Origin of the sequence: Flavobacterium antarcticum DSM 19726 (genome assembly GCF_000419685.1) — a bacterium.
Classification (GTDB): Bacteria; Bacteroidota; Bacteroidia; order Flavobacteriales; family Flavobacteriaceae; genus Flavobacterium; species Flavobacterium antarcticum.
Genome location: NZ_ATTM01000003.1, coordinates 320,836 through 337,635 on the forward strand (window position 1 = coordinate 320,836; position 16,800 = coordinate 337,635).

The 16,800-nt window shown below is 34.5% G+C and carries 13 protein-coding genes; 4 read left to right on the top strand and 9 right to left on the bottom strand.

Translation table 11 applies throughout. From position 1 onward, the window contains the following. Window positions 1–81: 81 nt before the first annotated feature. Window positions 82–1,080 (top strand): succinylglutamate desuccinylase/aspartoacylase family protein, encoded by a 999-nt coding sequence (locus YWA_RS14760; protein WP_022827735.1) that lies wholly within the window; start codon window positions 82–84, stop codon window positions 1,078–1,080. Next, window positions 1,049–1,612, top strand: a complete 564-nt coding sequence (locus YWA_RS0106725) for a 5-formyltetrahydrofolate cyclo-ligase (protein ID WP_022827736.1) — start codon at window positions 1,049–1,051, stop codon at window positions 1,610–1,612. Before YWA_RS14760 ends, YWA_RS0106725 begins: the two co-directional genes overlap by 32 nt. Here the strand turns inward: YWA_RS0106725 and YWA_RS0106730 are convergent. The 8 genes from YWA_RS0106730 to gdhA all read right to left on the bottom strand — a co-directional run bounded on the left by YWA_RS0106730 (window position 1,609) and on the right by gdhA (window position 13,059). Next, a complete protein-coding gene (locus tag YWA_RS0106730) occupies window positions 1,609–2,220 on the bottom strand; it encodes a lipoprotein signal peptidase (protein ID WP_022827737.1) in 612 nt (203 codons plus the stop codon). The genes YWA_RS0106725 and YWA_RS0106730 overlap by 4 nt on opposite strands. A gap of 88 nt (window positions 2,221–2,308) precedes the next feature. After that, entirely contained in the window at window positions 2,309–2,689 is a 381-nt protein-coding gene (locus tag YWA_RS0106735) for a TraR/DksA family transcriptional regulator (RefSeq protein WP_022827738.1), read from the bottom strand. Window positions 2,690–2,696: 7 nt separating this feature from the next. Further along, on the bottom strand, window positions 2,697–6,098 hold the full coding sequence (ileS, locus tag YWA_RS0106740; RefSeq protein WP_022827739.1) for an isoleucine--tRNA ligase: 3,402 nt from the start codon (window positions 6,096–6,098) through the stop codon (window positions 2,697–2,699). A 235-nt stretch (window positions 6,099–6,333) separates the two neighbouring features. Then, complete coding sequence (locus YWA_RS0106745) at window positions 6,334–7,326, bottom strand: DUF262 domain-containing protein (RefSeq protein ID WP_022827740.1); 993 nt, start codon at window positions 7,324–7,326, stop codon at window positions 6,334–6,336. Between the two features lies 1 nt (window position 7,327). Next, on the bottom strand, window positions 7,328–7,936 hold the full coding sequence (locus YWA_RS0106750) for a hypothetical protein (RefSeq protein ID WP_022827741.1): 609 nt from the start codon (window positions 7,934–7,936) through the stop codon (window positions 7,328–7,330). A 454-nt stretch (window positions 7,937–8,390) separates the two neighbouring features. Further along, on the bottom strand, window positions 8,391–9,104 hold the full coding sequence (gene recO / locus YWA_RS0106755) for a DNA repair protein RecO (protein ID WP_022827742.1): 714 nt from the start codon (window positions 9,102–9,104) through the stop codon (window positions 8,391–8,393). 153 nt (window positions 9,105–9,257) lie between these two features. Beyond that, complete coding sequence (porZ, locus tag YWA_RS0106760; RefSeq protein ID WP_022827743.1) at window positions 9,258–11,561, bottom strand: type IX secretion system anionic LPS delivery protein PorZ; 2,304 nt, start codon at window positions 11,559–11,561, stop codon at window positions 9,258–9,260. A gap of 154 nt (window positions 11,562–11,715) precedes the next feature. Next, window positions 11,716–13,059 carry an NADP-specific glutamate dehydrogenase gene (gene gdhA / locus YWA_RS0106765; RefSeq protein ID WP_022827744.1) on the bottom strand — a complete coding sequence of 448 codons (1,344 nt, stop codon included), beginning with the start codon at window positions 13,057–13,059 and terminating at the stop codon, window positions 11,716–11,718. A gap of 248 nt (window positions 13,060–13,307) precedes the next feature. Between gdhA and YWA_RS14765 the strand changes: the two genes are divergently transcribed. After that, entirely contained in the window at window positions 13,308–14,054 is a 747-nt protein-coding gene (locus tag YWA_RS14765; RefSeq protein WP_022827745.1) for a THC0290_0291 family protein, read from the top strand. A 32-nt stretch (window positions 14,055–14,086) separates the two neighbouring features. On the opposite strand, the gene YWA_RS0106775 is transcribed toward YWA_RS14765, so the two are convergent. Further along, complete coding sequence (locus YWA_RS0106775) at window positions 14,087–15,889, bottom strand: GNAT family N-acyltransferase (RefSeq protein ID WP_026718643.1); 1,803 nt, start codon at window positions 15,887–15,889, stop codon at window positions 14,087–14,089. 139 nt (window positions 15,890–16,028) lie between these two features. Here YWA_RS0106775 and YWA_RS0106780 point away from each other — a divergent pair, with 139 nt between their 5' ends. Then, a complete protein-coding gene (locus tag YWA_RS0106780; RefSeq protein WP_022827747.1) occupies window positions 16,029–16,790 on the top strand; it encodes an exodeoxyribonuclease III in 762 nt (253 codons plus the stop codon). Window positions 16,791–16,800: the final 10 nt, after the last annotated feature.

The following is a 16,800-nucleotide window of genomic DNA, read 5'->3' on the forward strand; positions in this document are numbered from 1 at the left end:
AGTTAGTAAAATTTGTAAAGAAGCACGATTTTCGAAATAACATCCGTGAGAATTTAACTACTTTTATATCTTTACTATCTTATGAAAAATATAAAACCACTCGTCATTCTAAACGAAACCATTTTGCCTGGTGAAAAAAGAACCATTTACATGGAAATTGCAAAACTTCACACGGCAACCAAACTTAAAATTCCAGTAATAATTGAACGGGCAAAATTAGACGGACCGACCGTTTTATTTTCAGCAGGAATTCACGGCGATGAAATTAATGGTGTCGAAATCGTGAGAAGTATTATCGTTCAGACAATCAATAAACCTTTACGAGGAACAATTATCTGTATTCCCGTTATCAATATTTTTAGCTTCGTCAATAAATCAAGGGAATTTCCGGACGGACGAGATTTGAATCGTGTGTTTCCGGGAAGTAAAAAGGGCTCTTTAGCTTCTCAATTTGCGTATCATTTGATAAAAGACATCATTCCGCATATTGATTATGCAGTCGATTTTCACGCCGGTGGCGCGAGTCGGTTTAATGCAGCTCAAATTAGAATCGCACCACATAATGAAGAATTAAAGAAATTAGCAGATGTTTTTTCCGCCCCTTTTACATTGTATTCTAAAAATATAGCCGGCACATTTAGAAATGCTTGTGAAAAAAGGAATGTGAAAATGTTGCTTTTTGAAGGCGGAAAATCATTAGATATCAACGACGAAATTGCAGAACAAGGTGTAAACGGTGCTAAAAGATTGTTGGCTTATTTAAACATGCTTTCGCCAAATCAAAAACTCACCAACGAAACAGATCCTTCGATTTACATTTCAAGATCGTCCTGGGTTCGGGCAAAACGTTCGGGATTATTTCACGATTACAATAAAATAGGCTGTTACGTCAAAAAAGGATTTGTATTGGGAACCATAACAGATCCTTTTGGCAAATTCGAGCAAAAAGTAAAAGCGCCAAACGACGGATATATTATTAATGCCAATCACGCGCCAATTGTGTATCAAGGCGACGCGATTTACCATATTTCAAATGAATTAGGACACCATGACCAAGAAAGAAGCGAGAATCAAATATAAGCATTTACGGAGTGAACTATCGATTGAAGAACGCGACGAGAAAAGTTGTGCGATTGCAAATGAATTATTGAAATTACCCATTTGGGACAAACAATACTTTCATGTTTTTCTTTCCATAACGGAACATTTTGAAGTGGATACCGAATATATTCTGCACATTTTAGCCGGAAAAGACAAAGAAATTTTGATTTCAAAAAGTGATTTTGAATCGCGAAAAATGATTCATTACCTTTTGACGGACGGAACTAAAATCAAGAAAAACGAATATAATATTCCCGAACCGGTAGATGGAATTGAAGTACCCGATTCAAAAATTGATGTGGTTTTTGTACCTCTATTGGCTTTTGATGAAAAAGGACATCGTGTGGGTTATGGAAAAGGATTTTACGACCGTTTTTTGTCGCATTGCAAAACAGATGTAATTACAGTTGGTCTTTCCTTTTTTGAAGCCGAAAAAGGAATTTCAGATTTACACGAAAATGATTTCGCATTAAATTATTGCGTTACACCTTCAAAAACATATTATTTTTAGTTTTTTTCGTGACTGAATGCTTTTTTATTAAAAACAATTAAAATTCCAACTCCTGTAGAAATTGCCATATCGGCAACGTTGAAAATAGCATTGAAAAATGTAAAGCGTTGTCCACCCCAAATAGGCAACCAATCAGGCCATGTTGCATTTTCAATGATGGGAAAGTAAAACATATCCACTACTTTTCCGTGAAATAAAGTACCATAAGGATTATCGGAAAATAAAGTGGCTACTTGACCGTGACTGTCGTCAAAAATAATTCCGTAGAAAACCGAGTCGACAATATTTCCAAAAGCTCCGGTTAAAATCAAAGCAATCGCAACTACTAAATAATTGGACGCCTGTTTTTTTACTGAATCTTGCATCCAATATGCAATTCCACCCACAGCTAAAATGCGGAATAAAGTCAAAAATAGTTTTCCGTAAGCTCCAGGAAGTTCAACACCCCAAGCCATTCCTTCATTTTCAATAAAAAAGATCTGAAACCAATTTTGTCCCATCACTTTAATTCGCTCTTCAATAATAAAGTGCGTTTTGATGTAAATTTTGGAAACTTGGTCGATAACTAATAAAAGTATCACCAATAAATAGGCTTTCTTTAAGGTCATTCTTTAAATTTTGAATTGCAAAAATAGCAATTTTATTCATAAAAAACGCCCCTTTCGGAGCGTCAATCTTTGGTGTTTTCTCTTGATATTATCGCTGTGCATTTTTAGCTTCGATACTCATTGTAGCGTGAGGAACGATTTTTAATCGGTCTTTGCTAATCAACTTTCCTGTTACTTTACACAAGCCATACGTTTTGTTTTCTACCCTGAAAAGCGCGTTTTTTAAATCGCGTAAAAACTTCTCTTGACGAATAGCCAGTTGCGAATTTGCTTCTTTTGACATTGTTTCACTTCCTTCTTCGAAAGCTTTAAATGTAGGCGAAGTATCGTCCGTACCGTTATTCAAATCGTTCATGTAAGCACTTTTGATTAAATCTAAATCGTTTTGTGCTTTGTTAATTTTATTTACGATAATTTCTTTAAACTCTGCTAAATCAGCGTCAGAGTATCGTGTTGCTTCATCTACCATGTTGGGGCTATTTTGTAATTGTTAGTACTGTTTTAATATCGTCAAACTCAATTAACGTTCCATTTTCTAGTTGTTCTGTAAATAGTAATTCCTTGGTTAGCGTTTCCGACTTAATATACGTTTCATTTTCGCTTACGGCTTTCTCTAAAGCTTCATTTTTTTGCAAATGAACAATAATTTTATCAGTTACCTCAAATCCGGAGTCTTTTCTCAAGTTCTGAATTCTATTTACTAATTCTCTTGCGATTCCTTCGTTTCTCAACTCTTCAGTCAGTGTGATGTCAAGCGCCACGGTAATTGTTCCCGAATTTGCTACTAACCAACCTTCAATATCTTGAGAACTAATTTCAACGTCTTCCTTGGTTAAAGTTATACTATTTCCGGATAAGTCAATAACTAATAATCCATTTCTGTCCAATTCATTGATTTTCTCTTGCGAAAAATCTTGTATCTTTTTGGAAATCAATCCCATATCTTTTCCAAAGCGTGGTCCTAATGTCTTGAAATTAGGTTTAATTTGCTTCACTAAAATACCCGAAGCATCGTCTAATAATTCAATTTCTTTCACGTTAACTTCGGCTTTTATTAGGTCAGAAATCGCTTCAATTTCAGCTCTAAAATCGTCGTTAAGTACCGGAATCATTATCTTTTGTAACGGTTGGCGTACCTTAATCATTTCCTTTTTTCGAAGTGATAAAACAAGCGACGAAATCGTCTGTGCTTTACTCATTTTGCTTTCTAACGACTTATCAACAAAGTTTTCAACGTATTTTGGAAATTCAGCCAAATGTACACTTTCAAATTTCTCTGTAAATGTTGCCTGCGTTAAATCACGGTAAAGTTTGTCCATAAAGAATGGTGCGATTGGTGCTCCAAGTTTCGAAATGGTCAATAAACACGTATATAAAGTTTGGTAAGCAGCAATTTTATCTTCGGCATATTCGCCTTTCCAGAAACGTCTTCTACACAAACGAACGTACCAGTTGCTTAAATTTTCTTGTACAAAATCTGAAATTGCTCGAGCGGCTTTTGTAGGTTCATAATCTGCATAAGCGTCGTCAACGGTTTTTATCAAAGTATGCAGTTCGGATAAAATCCAACGGTCAATTTCAGGACGTTTCTCTAAAGGAACTTCCGCTTCTGAATACGTGAAGTTATCAATATTGGCATACAAACTAAAAAATGAATAGGTGTTGTAAAGTGTTCCAAAGAATTTTCTTCGCACTTCCGCAATTCCTTCCAAATCAAATTTCAAGTTGTCCCAAGGGTTTGCATTTGAAATCATGTACCATCGCGTCGCATCTGGACCGTATTCCTTTAAAGTTTCAAAAGGGTCGGCTGCATTTCCAAGACGTTTTGACATTTTCTGTCCGTTTTTGTCTAAAACTAAACCGTTTGAAACTACATTTTTGTACGCTACTTTATCAAAAACTAAAGTGGCAATGGCGTGTAAAGTGTAAAACCATCCACGAGTTTGGTCAACTCCTTCTGCGATAAAATCAGCAGGGAAGTCTTTATTTTCGTCAATTTTATCTTTGTTTTCAAATGGATAATGCCATTGTGCATAAGGCATTGAACCTGAATCAAACCAAACATCAATCAAATCACTTTCGCGTTTCATTGGTTTTCCTGAAGCCGAAACTAATGTAATTTCGTCCACAATGTTTTTATGCAAGTCAACTAAATCATAGTTTTCATCGCTCATATTTCCAATTTCGAATCCTTTGAACGGATTTTCTTTTTGGAAACCAGCTTCGATTGATTTCTCGATTTCGTTGTACAATTCTTCTACAGAACCAACCAAGATTTCTTCGGTTCCTTCTTCGTTTCTCCAAATTGGCAATGGAATTCCCCAATATCTTGAACGCGATAAATTCCAGTCGTTGGCATTTTTCAACCAATTTCCAAAACGTCCTTCACCAGTTGCTTTTGGTTTCCAGTTGATGGTTTCGTTTAAATCAAACATTCTATCCTTGATTTCAGTCACTTTGATGAACCAAGAATCCAATGGATAATATAAAATCGGTTTGTCTGTTCTCCAGCAATGTGGATAACTGTGGACGTATTTTTCAACCTTAAAGGCTTTGTTTTCTTCTTTTAATTGAATGGCAATTTCAACATCAGCCGAACGTTCAGGAGCTTCGCCGTCGTTGTAATATTCGTTCTTCACATATTTACCCGAATAATCACCCAAACCTTGAATGAATTTTCCTTGTAAATCTACTAACGGAACCAAATTATCATTAGCATCCAACACCAACATTGGTGGAATTTCAGGCGTTGCTTCTTTCGCGACTTTCGCATCATCAGCACCAAATGTTGGCGCCGTATGCACGATTCCGGTTCCATCTTCCGTTGTTACGAAATCACCTGAAATGATTCTAAATGCGTTTTCAGCATTTTCGTGTGGCAAAGCCAATTTCATTAGTTGTTCGTATTTGATACCCACTAAATCAGCTCCTTTGAATTCAGTAAGTACTTTGAAAGGAATTTTTTTGTCTCCTTCTTTGAAATTTTCGAAATTACTTTCTTCTGTAGAAGCAAAGAAATTTTTATTGAATTGTTTACCCACTAAATTTTTAGCCAAAACCACTTTCGCAGGACGAAACGTATATTGATTGAAAGTCTCCACTAAAACATAGTCGATTCTTGGGCCAACCGTTAAGGCGGTATTTGAGGGCAAAGTCCACGGTGTTGTAGTCCAAGCCATGAAATGTACTTCGCCAAAACCTTGTAAAAATTCAGGTAATGTTTCTTGAATTGCTTTGAATTGCGCCACAACCGTCGTGTCCGTTACATCTCTGTAACTTCCCGGCTGATTGACTTCATGCGAAGATAAACCTGTTCCTGCTTTTGGTGAATAAGGTTGGATGGTGTAACCTTTGTATAACAAATCTTTGTTATAAATTTGTTTTAACAACCACCAAACCGTTTCCATATATTTAGGTTTGTAAGTCACATACGGATCTTCCATATCAACCCAATATCCCATTTTTTCTGTCAAATCGTTCCAAACATCTGTGTAACGCATCACCGTTTTCTTACACGCTTCGTTGTATTCTGAAACCGATATCGTTTTTCCGATGTCTTCTTTGGTGATTCCCAATTCTTTTTCAGTTCCCAATTCTACCGGCAAACCGTGTGTATCCCAACCCGCCTTGCGTTTTACTTGAAAACCTTTTTGAGTTTTATAACGACAAAAAATATCTTTAATCGCTCGTGCCATTACGTGGTGAATTCCCGGAAGTCCATTTGCCGAAGGTGGTCCTTCAAAAAATACGTACGGTTTATTTCCTTCACGTGAAGTGACAGATTGCTCGAAGATGTTGTTTTTTTTCCAGAAATCAAGCACTTCAGATGCAACTGTTGGCAAGTCAAGTCCTTTATATTCAGTAAATTTTGTACTCATTTTGTCGTTTTCTTAAATCAGATGCGAAAGTAAGAAATAGTTATGAATTATGAATTATGAATTATGAATTATGAGGATGACTTCTTGAGGTTGAAATAAGGAGTTATGCTAGAGATAAAAACGATTTACGATAAGTCTTATAGTTGTTTAAGGGAAGTAATCGGTTTAGTTTAAAATGTGTTTTAATGTTCCTTCTACGAAAGCAACGAGCCATGGCTGTTAGCAACTAGTAATTTTATAAAATTTCTTGATTAATAAATTCGCTTCTCCTAACTCTTGATGTTCGGCTATTAGTTCCAGCATACATACTTGCGTAATATTTTGCATATTTATTCGCTTCTTTATCTTCGTTTTTATGACTTATTATATTCTGCTCTTCTGTTATTAAAATATCAATTTTATTTTTTATAGAAGTTTTTGAAAAGCAAAATTCACAAACCAAAGTGTAAAAGTTAGATTTTCTAAACCAAATTGAATCTAGTGGAAGTTCACTATCTAAAATATCAATTATTGTCTTAGAAACCAAATCACGCTTTTCCTCATAATTGGGATATTCATCGTTGTATTTTGATATATAACTTTCCACCATAGAATCTTGAGTGAAGTAACCCCCTTCTTCTAAAGTAGACATAACTAATAAAATAAAATGTAAATCAGCCATTCTAGTTAATTCACTTTCGCTAAAAATGGGAACTTTATGTTCAGCTTTACTAATTATTTCTAAAATTTCTTTTGCACAAGAAATAAATTCTCCGTTATATATTGCATTGTTAATCTCGATAGCAGTAAGTGTGAAATTAGTTGAGTTTATCCTTTTGAAAATTTCAATAATTATATCAGATGGAACATCTTTTAAATCTCTTACAGTGACATCATAATTAAGAAAATCTTTCTGATTATCATCTCCCAAATTTGCAAATTTTGGGATTGTTTTTTCGAAAGTATCAGTACCTTCAATATATCTTTGAATTGTTGTTAAGCGCTGTTGACCATCCACTACAACATTTTGTGTAGCTAAAGTGGTTAAATCAATTCCTTTTTGACTAATGTAAATTTCCGGAAATGGAAATCCATCAAGAATTGTTTTGATAAAATTCTCCATATGTGATGGCGTCCAAACAAATTCTCTTTGAAAATCTGGTTGTAGAATTAATTCTTTACGTTGAATTTTTCCTATTAAATCTGAAATTGATTTTTTATCTGGTTGCGCTGGTATTTGCTTTGCCATTTTATAAACTTTTTAATTTTAATGATATTTCTTCAATTGATGAACGATAGTATTTTTCTGCATATTTCTGATTTTTAAATAAACCAGCCTTAACTATATAATTTCCTACTTCTGATTTAGAATGTGATATACTTTTAAAAAAATCATCCCATTCCTGTTTTAGTTCCTCAAAATCATTACTATTTTGAGGTAGCAAATCAGGACGCATCCATCCTCTAATAAAATATTTTATAAACTTTAAATATTGCTTATTTTGTTCCGTGTTTAACCGGATAATTTGTTTTTTTATTAGATATTGATATTCGCTAATTAGTTCAAAATATCTTTCAAAAAGTTTTTCATTAAATATAACAACATCAATATCTGACTCTAATGAGAAATCAGTGAATTTGTAAGGACTAAAACCAAATTTAGATGAACCAACAATATGCACTTCATAAAATTGTATATCAAAATTATCAGCAATACGTTTTCTAAAATAATAATAATCATTTTCACGAGCATCAAAAACTTGAGGGATGCCGTGAAAATAGTTCTTTTGAGTAAAGATTATTTTTTCATCTTCACTTTTTAGTTCCTTTATTTCATTCTGATATTCTGCTATATTCACGATTTTCTTTTTTGCTTATTGCCAAATAGTATTATCCACAAGTTTATACAACATTTTTCAATATTCATATTACTTAGTCCAATTTTTTATTATCTAAATGTACCATGTTATCTAGTGGACTTTTAATTTTATAAACCGCAATTATGATTATAGGTAAAACTAAATAACATTTGTAGATTAACGCTTTCATAAAAATTTCTTTAAAATTAGATCGATAATTATATTTCTACTCTCAAATATATAATTAAAATCCTAACAACTTCCAAAACCACCCTAAAACCCTCATCCATCATCCTCATCACTTCATCGATGAAGCAAATAACCTGATCGATGAGGCTTTTTAGCTGGGTGACTTTGCTAATTGGGTGGTTGATAAAGCAAAAAGCCTAGTTTTGAAACTAAAACTCAACAATATCAAGCTTTTTACTACAACTAATAATTGAAATTTGGAGTTCTACGAAAAAACCTCTACCAAGACTTCCAAGGATTTTGGCTTTCTGAAACCGTCTAAATGCAAGGCATAATAGTCAATAATTACAGTAAGTAGTTCTTGTCGTTCTTTTGAATTGAATAAAATTGCAGCAGAATCAAAACGCAATTCAAGTAGTTTTTTAAGTAAAAAAGAATTTGATTTATTCAAGCAAGTAACCGTTTCAAAGGGAATAAAAACGCCTTCACGCATTTCGAAAAAATCAAAATTCGGGTTAGAATCCTCTGGATAAAAACCCAGAAACTTTGTAGATTCCATTAGTAAAATCAGGTGAAAATTTGAAATTTGATCATTGGTATCCAGCCACATAAAAGCCGTTTCTAGAAAGGAGAAAAAATCAGGATTAGCTTCTTCTTCGTGAATGGAATGGTGCAACATTTCCGACAAAAACATCACGATGGTGCTTTTAAAAATATCTGTTGGAATCGATGAATACGGCTGACTGATTTTTATTTCTTTGAAATTTTCAAGCGTGCCTTTGTTTTTGTGAACCGCTTCAATTTCTAACAATGTCAAAGGTTGAAAATAAGCAATTTTCTGATTGTTTTTTTTTCCTGAAAAAGCATCGCGGACAAAATAAGATTTCAGTCCGTCAGAAAGCGTAAAGCATTTGACAATCAAACTCTTTTCGTTAAATTTTAGTGCCGATAAAACGATTGCTTTGGTTTTTACTATCATCAGAATTTGGAATCCGCGTTATACAACACCTCTAAAAGAGTGGTAATTGGAATTTAGTATTTTCAGTTTAACCACAAATTTAAAGGATGTCTTTTTGGGATTTGGGATTTGGGATTAAAAAATTGATTTGATTTTGACTTTAAAATTAAAAATTTACCGTACAACCATTACTTTTTTGACGGTAGTTTCAATACCGTCATCGGCAGAAATAAAAATCATATAGACGCCGGAAGCGACTTTGTATTTGCCAAAAGCGGTAGTATCCCACTCAATTGTTCCTCCTTGCGAAACCACTTCATGAACCAGATTTCCAGAAATATCCGTGATTTTAATATTGGCTTTATCTAAAAGTCCTGTGATTTTTACCGTTCCTGCAAAACCCGGACGAACCGGATTTGGATAAACAATTACGTTCGCTAAATTATCATTTCCGTCTGTTGAAATTCCTTTGTAAACAACGATTCCTTGTGGTGTTGCAAAGAAAACTTCTCCAGTAATGGGATTAATATCAATGTCGTTTATACTATTTGAAGGAAGAGGAGAATTGTCAATCGTAAAACGTTGCAAGGTTTTTTGTCCGTCCGATGAAAATTGAAAAACACCTGAATTTGCAGTTCCAATCCATTTATTATTTGCACCATCAACTACAATATCAGTTATAAATTGTTGGTACAGCAATTCTTGTGCAACATTATCTTCCAAAATAATGATTGGATTAGCCGACATTTGTCCTTCCGAATTGTAACGGTCAATACTTGATAAAACGCGTAATCCTTTATTAGTTCCTATCCACAACTGGTTTCTATTGTCAATCGCTATGGTACGAACATCCGGAGAAGGTAAATTTCCGTTGTCACTTCCTTCTGTTATTACTTTTAGAATTCCGCCATTTTCATTGTATGCAATAACACCTCTTCTGGAAGCAGCCCATTTCGTGTTATTTTTATCAATAACGAGTGCTCCAAAATTTGTCAGTTCAGGAAGAACAGATTCAAAATTCACGCTTTGCCACTGTCCGTTTGCTTTCAAAACCTTGAGTGCTTTCTCTACTAAATTATTTGTAATCCATAGGTTTCCAGCCTTGTCAAATACGGGATTACTAATTCTGATGTCATTGGGATTATTTGCAATTTCAATATTTTCTATTCCGTTTGGAGCCGTATTTGTTGGCGTGAATAGAAATGTAGGAATATCGTTTTCTAACTTCAACAATCCAGAGAAAAAAGAAGCGATGTACACTTCATTTGTGTTTTTTGGGTTTATCGTAATACTATTTAACGCTTTGGCACCCAAAACTTCTGAAGCAGGAATGTTTAACCACTGTTTGTCAACTAATTTTGAAATACCATATAATGCGGGACCTCCAAAATCATCATAAGCATACGGATTGTAACTTCCGTCATAACCTCCAAAAACAACCCATAAATTTTCAGTAGAAGCATTAATCGAAAACGAAGAATTCCGCAAAGGTCCATCTGGCAATAGATACGTGAAATCTATTGCTCCATTAATTGGCGTTGTAATTACACCATTCTCTTTCGTTCCAATGTATGCATTTGTTCCTAAAATAGTGGCACAAGTAAACCTGGGCAAAATAGGTTGCAGCAATTGCCCATCCGTTACGGTAAAAATAGGAGCTAATTGAGCATTATAAAACGTTACTTTATTGGGAAATGTTACTGCTAGTTTGTCTTCCATAGAATGTAAATCAACGGACGACTGTGGAAATTGAATAAACGGTTGAAAGTTAGCACCGTTAAATCGGTTTAAATTTCCGTTCGAATTCATAGCTACTAATTCCGTTCCAACTTGAGCAATTCCGTTCCAGTTTCCTGTATTTACTTCCTGCCATTCGGAGAAATTAATCAGGTTTTCACTTGAAAGATTGGCTTTCCGAATTCCGTTAAACGTACAAGAGGCATAAATAAATCCATTTAAAATTGCCGTTTGATTGACGCGAATTTCATCGCCATTGTTTCCAATAAAATAGGTATCGCCAAAAAGTAACGTAGAAAGATTAAACTGCACAATCCCGAAATCACACGACAAATAAGCAATTCCTTCGTACTCTGCGAAATGGTTGATTTTTTTTAAATTTGGCGGAAGCTGTTTATTAATGATATCGACGACTTTTTTTATTGTTCCATCGGCCTCATTGACCACAATTAAAAGCCCATTTTCGTAACCAATTAGTGTTCTGTTGAAAGTTGGACTGTGATAAATTGTTGAAATCGTTTGACCCGAAAGTCCATCAATTGTATTGGTGGTTTCTATCTCATTTGTCGCGTCACTTTTTGAAAACAAAGCATTTTCAGAAGCAGCAAAAAATTTGGTTGGCGACTGCGAAACAGCCTTAATATCGTTGTAGGAGAAATAGCCTTTCCAAGGTTGGTTTTTTTGGCCAAAACCCATTGGAATCATTAAAATAGAAAGTAAGGCTAAGAAAAAGTATTTCATCCGATACAAATTAGAGTTGCAAATATACTACAAACGAAATTGTTGGGCTTTTAATTATATTTTGAAAAATAATTATTACACCACTTTAATTTTAAACAAAAAAAGACCGAATCTGAAAGTTCAAATTCGGTCTTTTTAAAATATAAGATAGGTATTAAACCGCTCCTTGCGCTAACATTGCATCTGCAACTTTAACGAATCCAGCGATGTTTGCTCCTTTAACATAATCAACATGTCCGTTTGCATCAGAACCATATTTCACACATGATGCGTGAATGTCTAACATAATACGTTTTAGTTTTTCGTCTACTTCTTCGCTAGTCCAACCCATACGTAGTGAGTTTTGAGACATTTCTAATCCAGAAGTGGCAACACCACCCGCATTAGATGCTTTTCCAGGTGCGAATAAAATTTTAGCTTTTTGAAAAACAGTAACTGCTTCTGGAATACAAGGCATGTTTGCTCCTTCAGAAACACACATACATCCGTTGTCAATTAACATTTGAGCTTCCGCTTCGTTCATCTCATTTTGAGTTGCACAAGGTAATGCTACATCAGCTTTCACTTCCCAAGGACGTTTTTCAGCTACGAATTTAGCATTCGGATATTTAGTAATATATTCACTAATACGACCGTAGTTTACGTTTTTGATTTCTTGAACGAACGCTAATTTCTCAGCATCAATTCCGTCAGCATCATAAATGTATCCACTTGAATCCGACATAGTAACTACTTTTCCTCCTAGTTCAGTTGCTTTTTGAGCAGCAAATTGCGCTACGTTTCCTGAACCAGAAACTACAATCGTTTTACCTTTAATAGTATCGCCTTTCGTTTTCAACATGCTTTCAGCAAAGTATACGTTTCCGTAACCAGTTGCCTCAGGACGCATTCTTGATCCACCAAATGAAGGTCCTTTTCCAGTTAATACACCAGTAAATTCGTTTTGAATTCTTTTGTATTGACCGTACATGTAACCTACTTCTCTAGCTCCAACTCCAATATCTCCAGCTGGGATATCAAGGTTTGGTCCGATATGACGGTATAATTCTGTCATCATAGATTGACAAAATCTCATAATTTCATTATCTGATTTTCCTTTTGGATCAAAGTCCGCTCCACCTTTTCCTCCACCCATTGGCAAAGTAGTTAAACTGTTTTTGAACGTTTGCTCAAAAGCAAGGAATTTTAAAATACTTAAATTTACAGATGGATGGAAACGAATTCCTCCTTTGTAAGGTCCGATTGCAGAGTTCATCTGAATTCTGTAAGCACGGTTTACTTGAATAGTACCAGCATCATCAACCCACACAACGCGGAAAGTGATGATACGTTCAGCCTCAACCATACGCTCTAAAAGCATCTTGTTTTGATACTTTTTGTTTTCTTCAATAAACGGAATTACAGTCTCAGCAACTTCGTGAACTGCTTGTAAAAATTCTGGCTCGTTAGGGTTTCTTTTTTCAACCGCTTCAACAAATGACTTAATACTTTGTGACATGATTTTTAGATTATTAACGTTTAAGAAAACGTTTTCGTTTTAAAGCGCAAAGATACTTTAAATTAAGATACTTTAATACATAATTTTAGAATGTTATTTACTAACCACAGGCAATAAAAGCGGTTTTTAGCTGTTAGACAATAACAACTATTGACATGTTTTATATCTAAAAGTTTATAGTTTAACGATAATTTATATATTTAGGACCTAAAACCGTATATTTGCCTTTTTATAAAAATAAATTAACTATGTCCCAGAAAAGTTTATTTCTAATTTTACTTTCTTTTTCTTTCGCTTTTGCACATGCACAATATGGCAGAACCTACCAAGAAATCGGTGTAATGGCGGGTCCTGTATTTTTTCAGGGTGACTTTGGAGAACGTCGTGATTTAGACAATACAATTAAAAACGTTGGTTTTTCTGCCACTTTCGTATACTTTTTATCTTTGAACGTGGATCGTTCAAGTTTCGCTGAAAATTTTAAAGTGCGTTTTGATGTTACAGGAATGACCGTGAATTTACAACATTATGGTCCTTCTGCTTATTCAGATACGAATTTTGGCAAAAAACTTAGAGCCATGCGAAGTGATGTGAAAGTGGGAAGCATTGGAACCCAAGTGGAATATTACCCATGGAAAACCGATGATTACAGTCAGTCAACATGGAGTCCTTACATTGCAGCAGGAGCACAATATAATTCGTATTCAGCTGAAGCCTATTCGTACTTAGGGAATATTGGGAATGCAAATACAGTTCCTAACAAATATGTAGAAGGTTTTAAAAGTACAAGCGGATCCGCTTTTTCAGCAACCGGAAGTATGGGTGTACGATACCGTTTGAATGATTATAATTATATTCTTCTAGAAGGTCAGTTGAAATATTACTTTTCAGATTGGATTGAAGGAATGAATCCTGATCCTAAAATTTACAAGGAGAATAAAAACAACGATTTTTCAGGCACTTTAAATATCGGTTACGTTTACTATTTCAATTAATTTGAAGTGATCACTTTCCGATTTCCTTAGAATTAATGCTCTTTTTCTGCTAATTTTCGCTCTAATTCCGCTTGAAATTCTTCCATAACAGGTTTCATTGTACTTTCAGGAATATCGGCAATCCGGATATACATCAGTCCATCCACTGCATTATTGAATAATGGATCAACATTAAAAGCTACTACTTTCGCGTTCTGCTTGATGTACTTTTTAATCAGAACAGGCAACCTTAAGTTTCCAGGTTCCAATTCGTCGATGATTTTATCAAATTTATTCAAGTCAGATTCTGCTTCATCAAAAATGAAATCTTTATCCGCGTCTTTTAATTTGACCTTGTAATCTTTCTTTGGATTGATATATTGGGCAACATACGGATCGTAATAATTCGATTTCATAAATTCAATCATCAACGATTTTGAGAAATCTGAAAATTGATTACTAATACTTACCCCGCCAATCAAGTATTTGTGTTCGGGATAACGCAAAGTAGTATGCATAATTCCTTTCCACAATAAAAATAATGGCATTGGTTTTTGTTGGTATTCTTTAATAACAAATGCACGTCCCATTTCAATGGATTTATGCATCATGTCAAACAACTCGGGCTCAAAGCGGAAAAGTTCTTGTAAATAAAACCCTTCAATTCCATATTTTGGAAAGATTTCTGATCCCAATCCCATTCTGTAAGCGCCTGCAATTTTTTCTGCATCATGATCCCACAAGAACATGTGGTGGTAATATTTGTCAAATTTATCGACATCTATAGACTCGTTCGTTCCTTCGCCCACTTCTCTAAAAGTGATTTCTCGAAGACGACCTAATTCATGTAAAATAGTTGGAATTTCACTTGCTTCAGCAAAAAAAACTTCATAATTCTTACTCTGTAAAAGTCGGGCATCAGCTTCTCTTAATTTATTTACCTCCGCTACAATTTTATCGTGATGTGCAGCAACAGCAATTTCTTTTGACTTTTTAGGAAGTTTCAAGGTTGGCGTTTGTAATAACTTACTTTCCTTTTCATAAGGATTGGCCAACATGTAGGTCTTCTTTCGAAGAAATTCTCGATAATCTTCTAAGGTAGTATGCTCATTTTGTTCGGCAACCGAAATAGGTTTTCCAATTCGAACTTGAATTCTTCTAGACTTTTGTGTCAATAACTCTGACGGTAGTTTTGCCGTTCTAAATGTTGGCCCTAATTTAGAAAACCAATAAAAGAACCAACTGTTTTTTGCGTGAAAATAAATGGGAACTACAGGTACTTGTGCTTTCCGAATTACCTTAATAGCTCCGTCTTCCCAAGCTTTATCAACAACTAATTTCCCGTCTTTATAGGTGGACACCTCTCCTGCAGGAAACATTCCCAACGGTTTTCCGTCACTCAGATGACGTAAAGTTTCCTTAATTCCCACCACGCTAGACTTGGCGTCCTTGTGATTTTCAAAAGGATTAACTGGCATGATATACGGTTTTAACGGGTCAATTCTATGCAGTAGAAAGTTGGCGATAATTTTGAAATTAGGCTCGCGTTCTAACATCAATTTCAATAATAATATACCATCAATTCCTCCCAATGGATGATTGGAAATAGTAATGTAAGCACCCTCTTTTGGTAGTCGTTTTAAATCTTCTTCAGGGATTTCAAACTTTATTTTTAACTCGTCCAAAATGGCATTCAAAAACTCAACATCTGATAAATGCTTATTCCGATCGTACATATCGTTAAGGTCGGAAATTTTAAGAATTTTCATCAGTAACCAACCTGAAAAATTTCCTAAAATCCCATATTTATCAGTGTTAATTGCTTTGGAAATTTCCTTTGCAGTTACTAAGCCCATTCGTTTTGTTTTATATTGGAGGAAAACAAAGATAGCAAAACTACTCATTAAATAACACCTCTGTTTACAAACATTCGCTGATTTTAGAATAATCAATCCTTTTTATTTACTTTTGAATGACTTAAAAATTTGACCAAAAATGAAAATTATTTCTTACAACGTAAATGGTATTCGAGCGGCAATTTCAAAAGGCTTTTTGACTTGGCTCGAACAAGCAAATCCGGATGTAATTTGCCTTCAGGAAATTAAGGCAATGAAAGAACAGGTTCCTGTCGAGGAATTTGAAAAACTAGGATACAACTACCACTATTGGTTTTCGGCACAAAAAAAAGGATACAGTGGTGTGGCCGTTTTATCTAAAATTGAACCTAAAAATGTAGTTGTGGGAACGGGAATTGAACACATGGATTTTGAAGGTCGAAACTTACGATTGGATTTTGAAGACTTTTCTGTAATGAGTTTGTACTTGCCTTCTGGAACGAATGATGCAAGGTTAGACCACAAATTCATGTACATGGATGATTTTCAGAATTATATTTCAGAATTGAAAAAGGAAATTCCAAATTTGATTATTTGTGGCGACTATAATATTTGTCACGAAGCGATTGATATTCACGATCCTATTCGACTTAAAAACACTTCTGGATTTTTACCTCAAGAACGAGAATGGTTGGATATTTTTATGAAAAATGGATTTGTAGATACTTTTCGCCATTTTAATAAAGAACCACATAATTATTCGTGGTGGAGTTACAGAGCTGGAGCGAGAGGAAATAATAAAGGTTGGCGGATTGATTACATATTAGTCACAAAATCACTGGAAGAGAAATTAACAAGAGCTTTAATTTTACCTGACGCAAAACATTCCGACCATTGTCCCGTTATGATTGAAATCAACTAATTTTCCAAAA

Excerpts from the sequence above, each read along its gene's own strand:
- YWA_RS14760 (WP_022827735.1), top strand. The coding sequence starts at position 82 with ATGAAAAATATAAAACCACTCGTCATTCTAAACGAAACCATTTTGCCT.
- YWA_RS0106725 (WP_022827736.1), top strand. The coding sequence starts at position 1,049 with ATGACCAAGAAAGAAGCGAGAATCAAATATAAGCATTTACGGAGTGAA.
- YWA_RS0106730 (WP_022827737.1), bottom strand. The coding sequence starts at position 2,220 with ATGACCTTAAAGAAAGCCTATTTATTGGTGATACTTTTATTAGTTATC.
- YWA_RS0106735 (WP_022827738.1), bottom strand. The coding sequence starts at position 2,689 with ATGGTAGATGAAGCAACACGATACTCTGACGCTGATTTAGCAGAGTTT.
- ileS (WP_022827739.1), bottom strand. The coding sequence starts at position 6,098 with ATGAGTACAAAATTTACTGAATATAAAGGACTTGACTTGCCAACAGTT.
- YWA_RS0106745 (WP_022827740.1), bottom strand. The coding sequence starts at position 7,326 with ATGGCAAAGCAAATACCAGCGCAACCAGATAAAAAATCAATTTCAGAT.
- recO (WP_022827742.1), bottom strand. The coding sequence starts at position 9,104 with ATGATAGTAAAAACCAAAGCAATCGTTTTATCGGCACTAAAATTTAAC.
- porZ (WP_022827743.1), bottom strand. The coding sequence starts at position 11,561 with ATGAAATACTTTTTCTTAGCCTTACTTTCTATTTTAATGATTCCAATG.
- gdhA (WP_022827744.1), bottom strand. The coding sequence starts at position 13,059 with ATGTCACAAAGTATTAAGTCATTTGTTGAAGCGGTTGAAAAAAGAAAC.
- YWA_RS14765 (WP_022827745.1), top strand. The coding sequence starts at position 13,308 with ATGTCCCAGAAAAGTTTATTTCTAATTTTACTTTCTTTTTCTTTCGCT.
- YWA_RS0106775 (WP_026718643.1), bottom strand. The coding sequence starts at position 15,889 with ATGGGCTTAGTAACTGCAAAGGAAATTTCCAAAGCAATTAACACTGAT.
- YWA_RS0106780 (WP_022827747.1), top strand. The coding sequence starts at position 16,029 with ATGAAAATTATTTCTTACAACGTAAATGGTATTCGAGCGGCAATTTCA.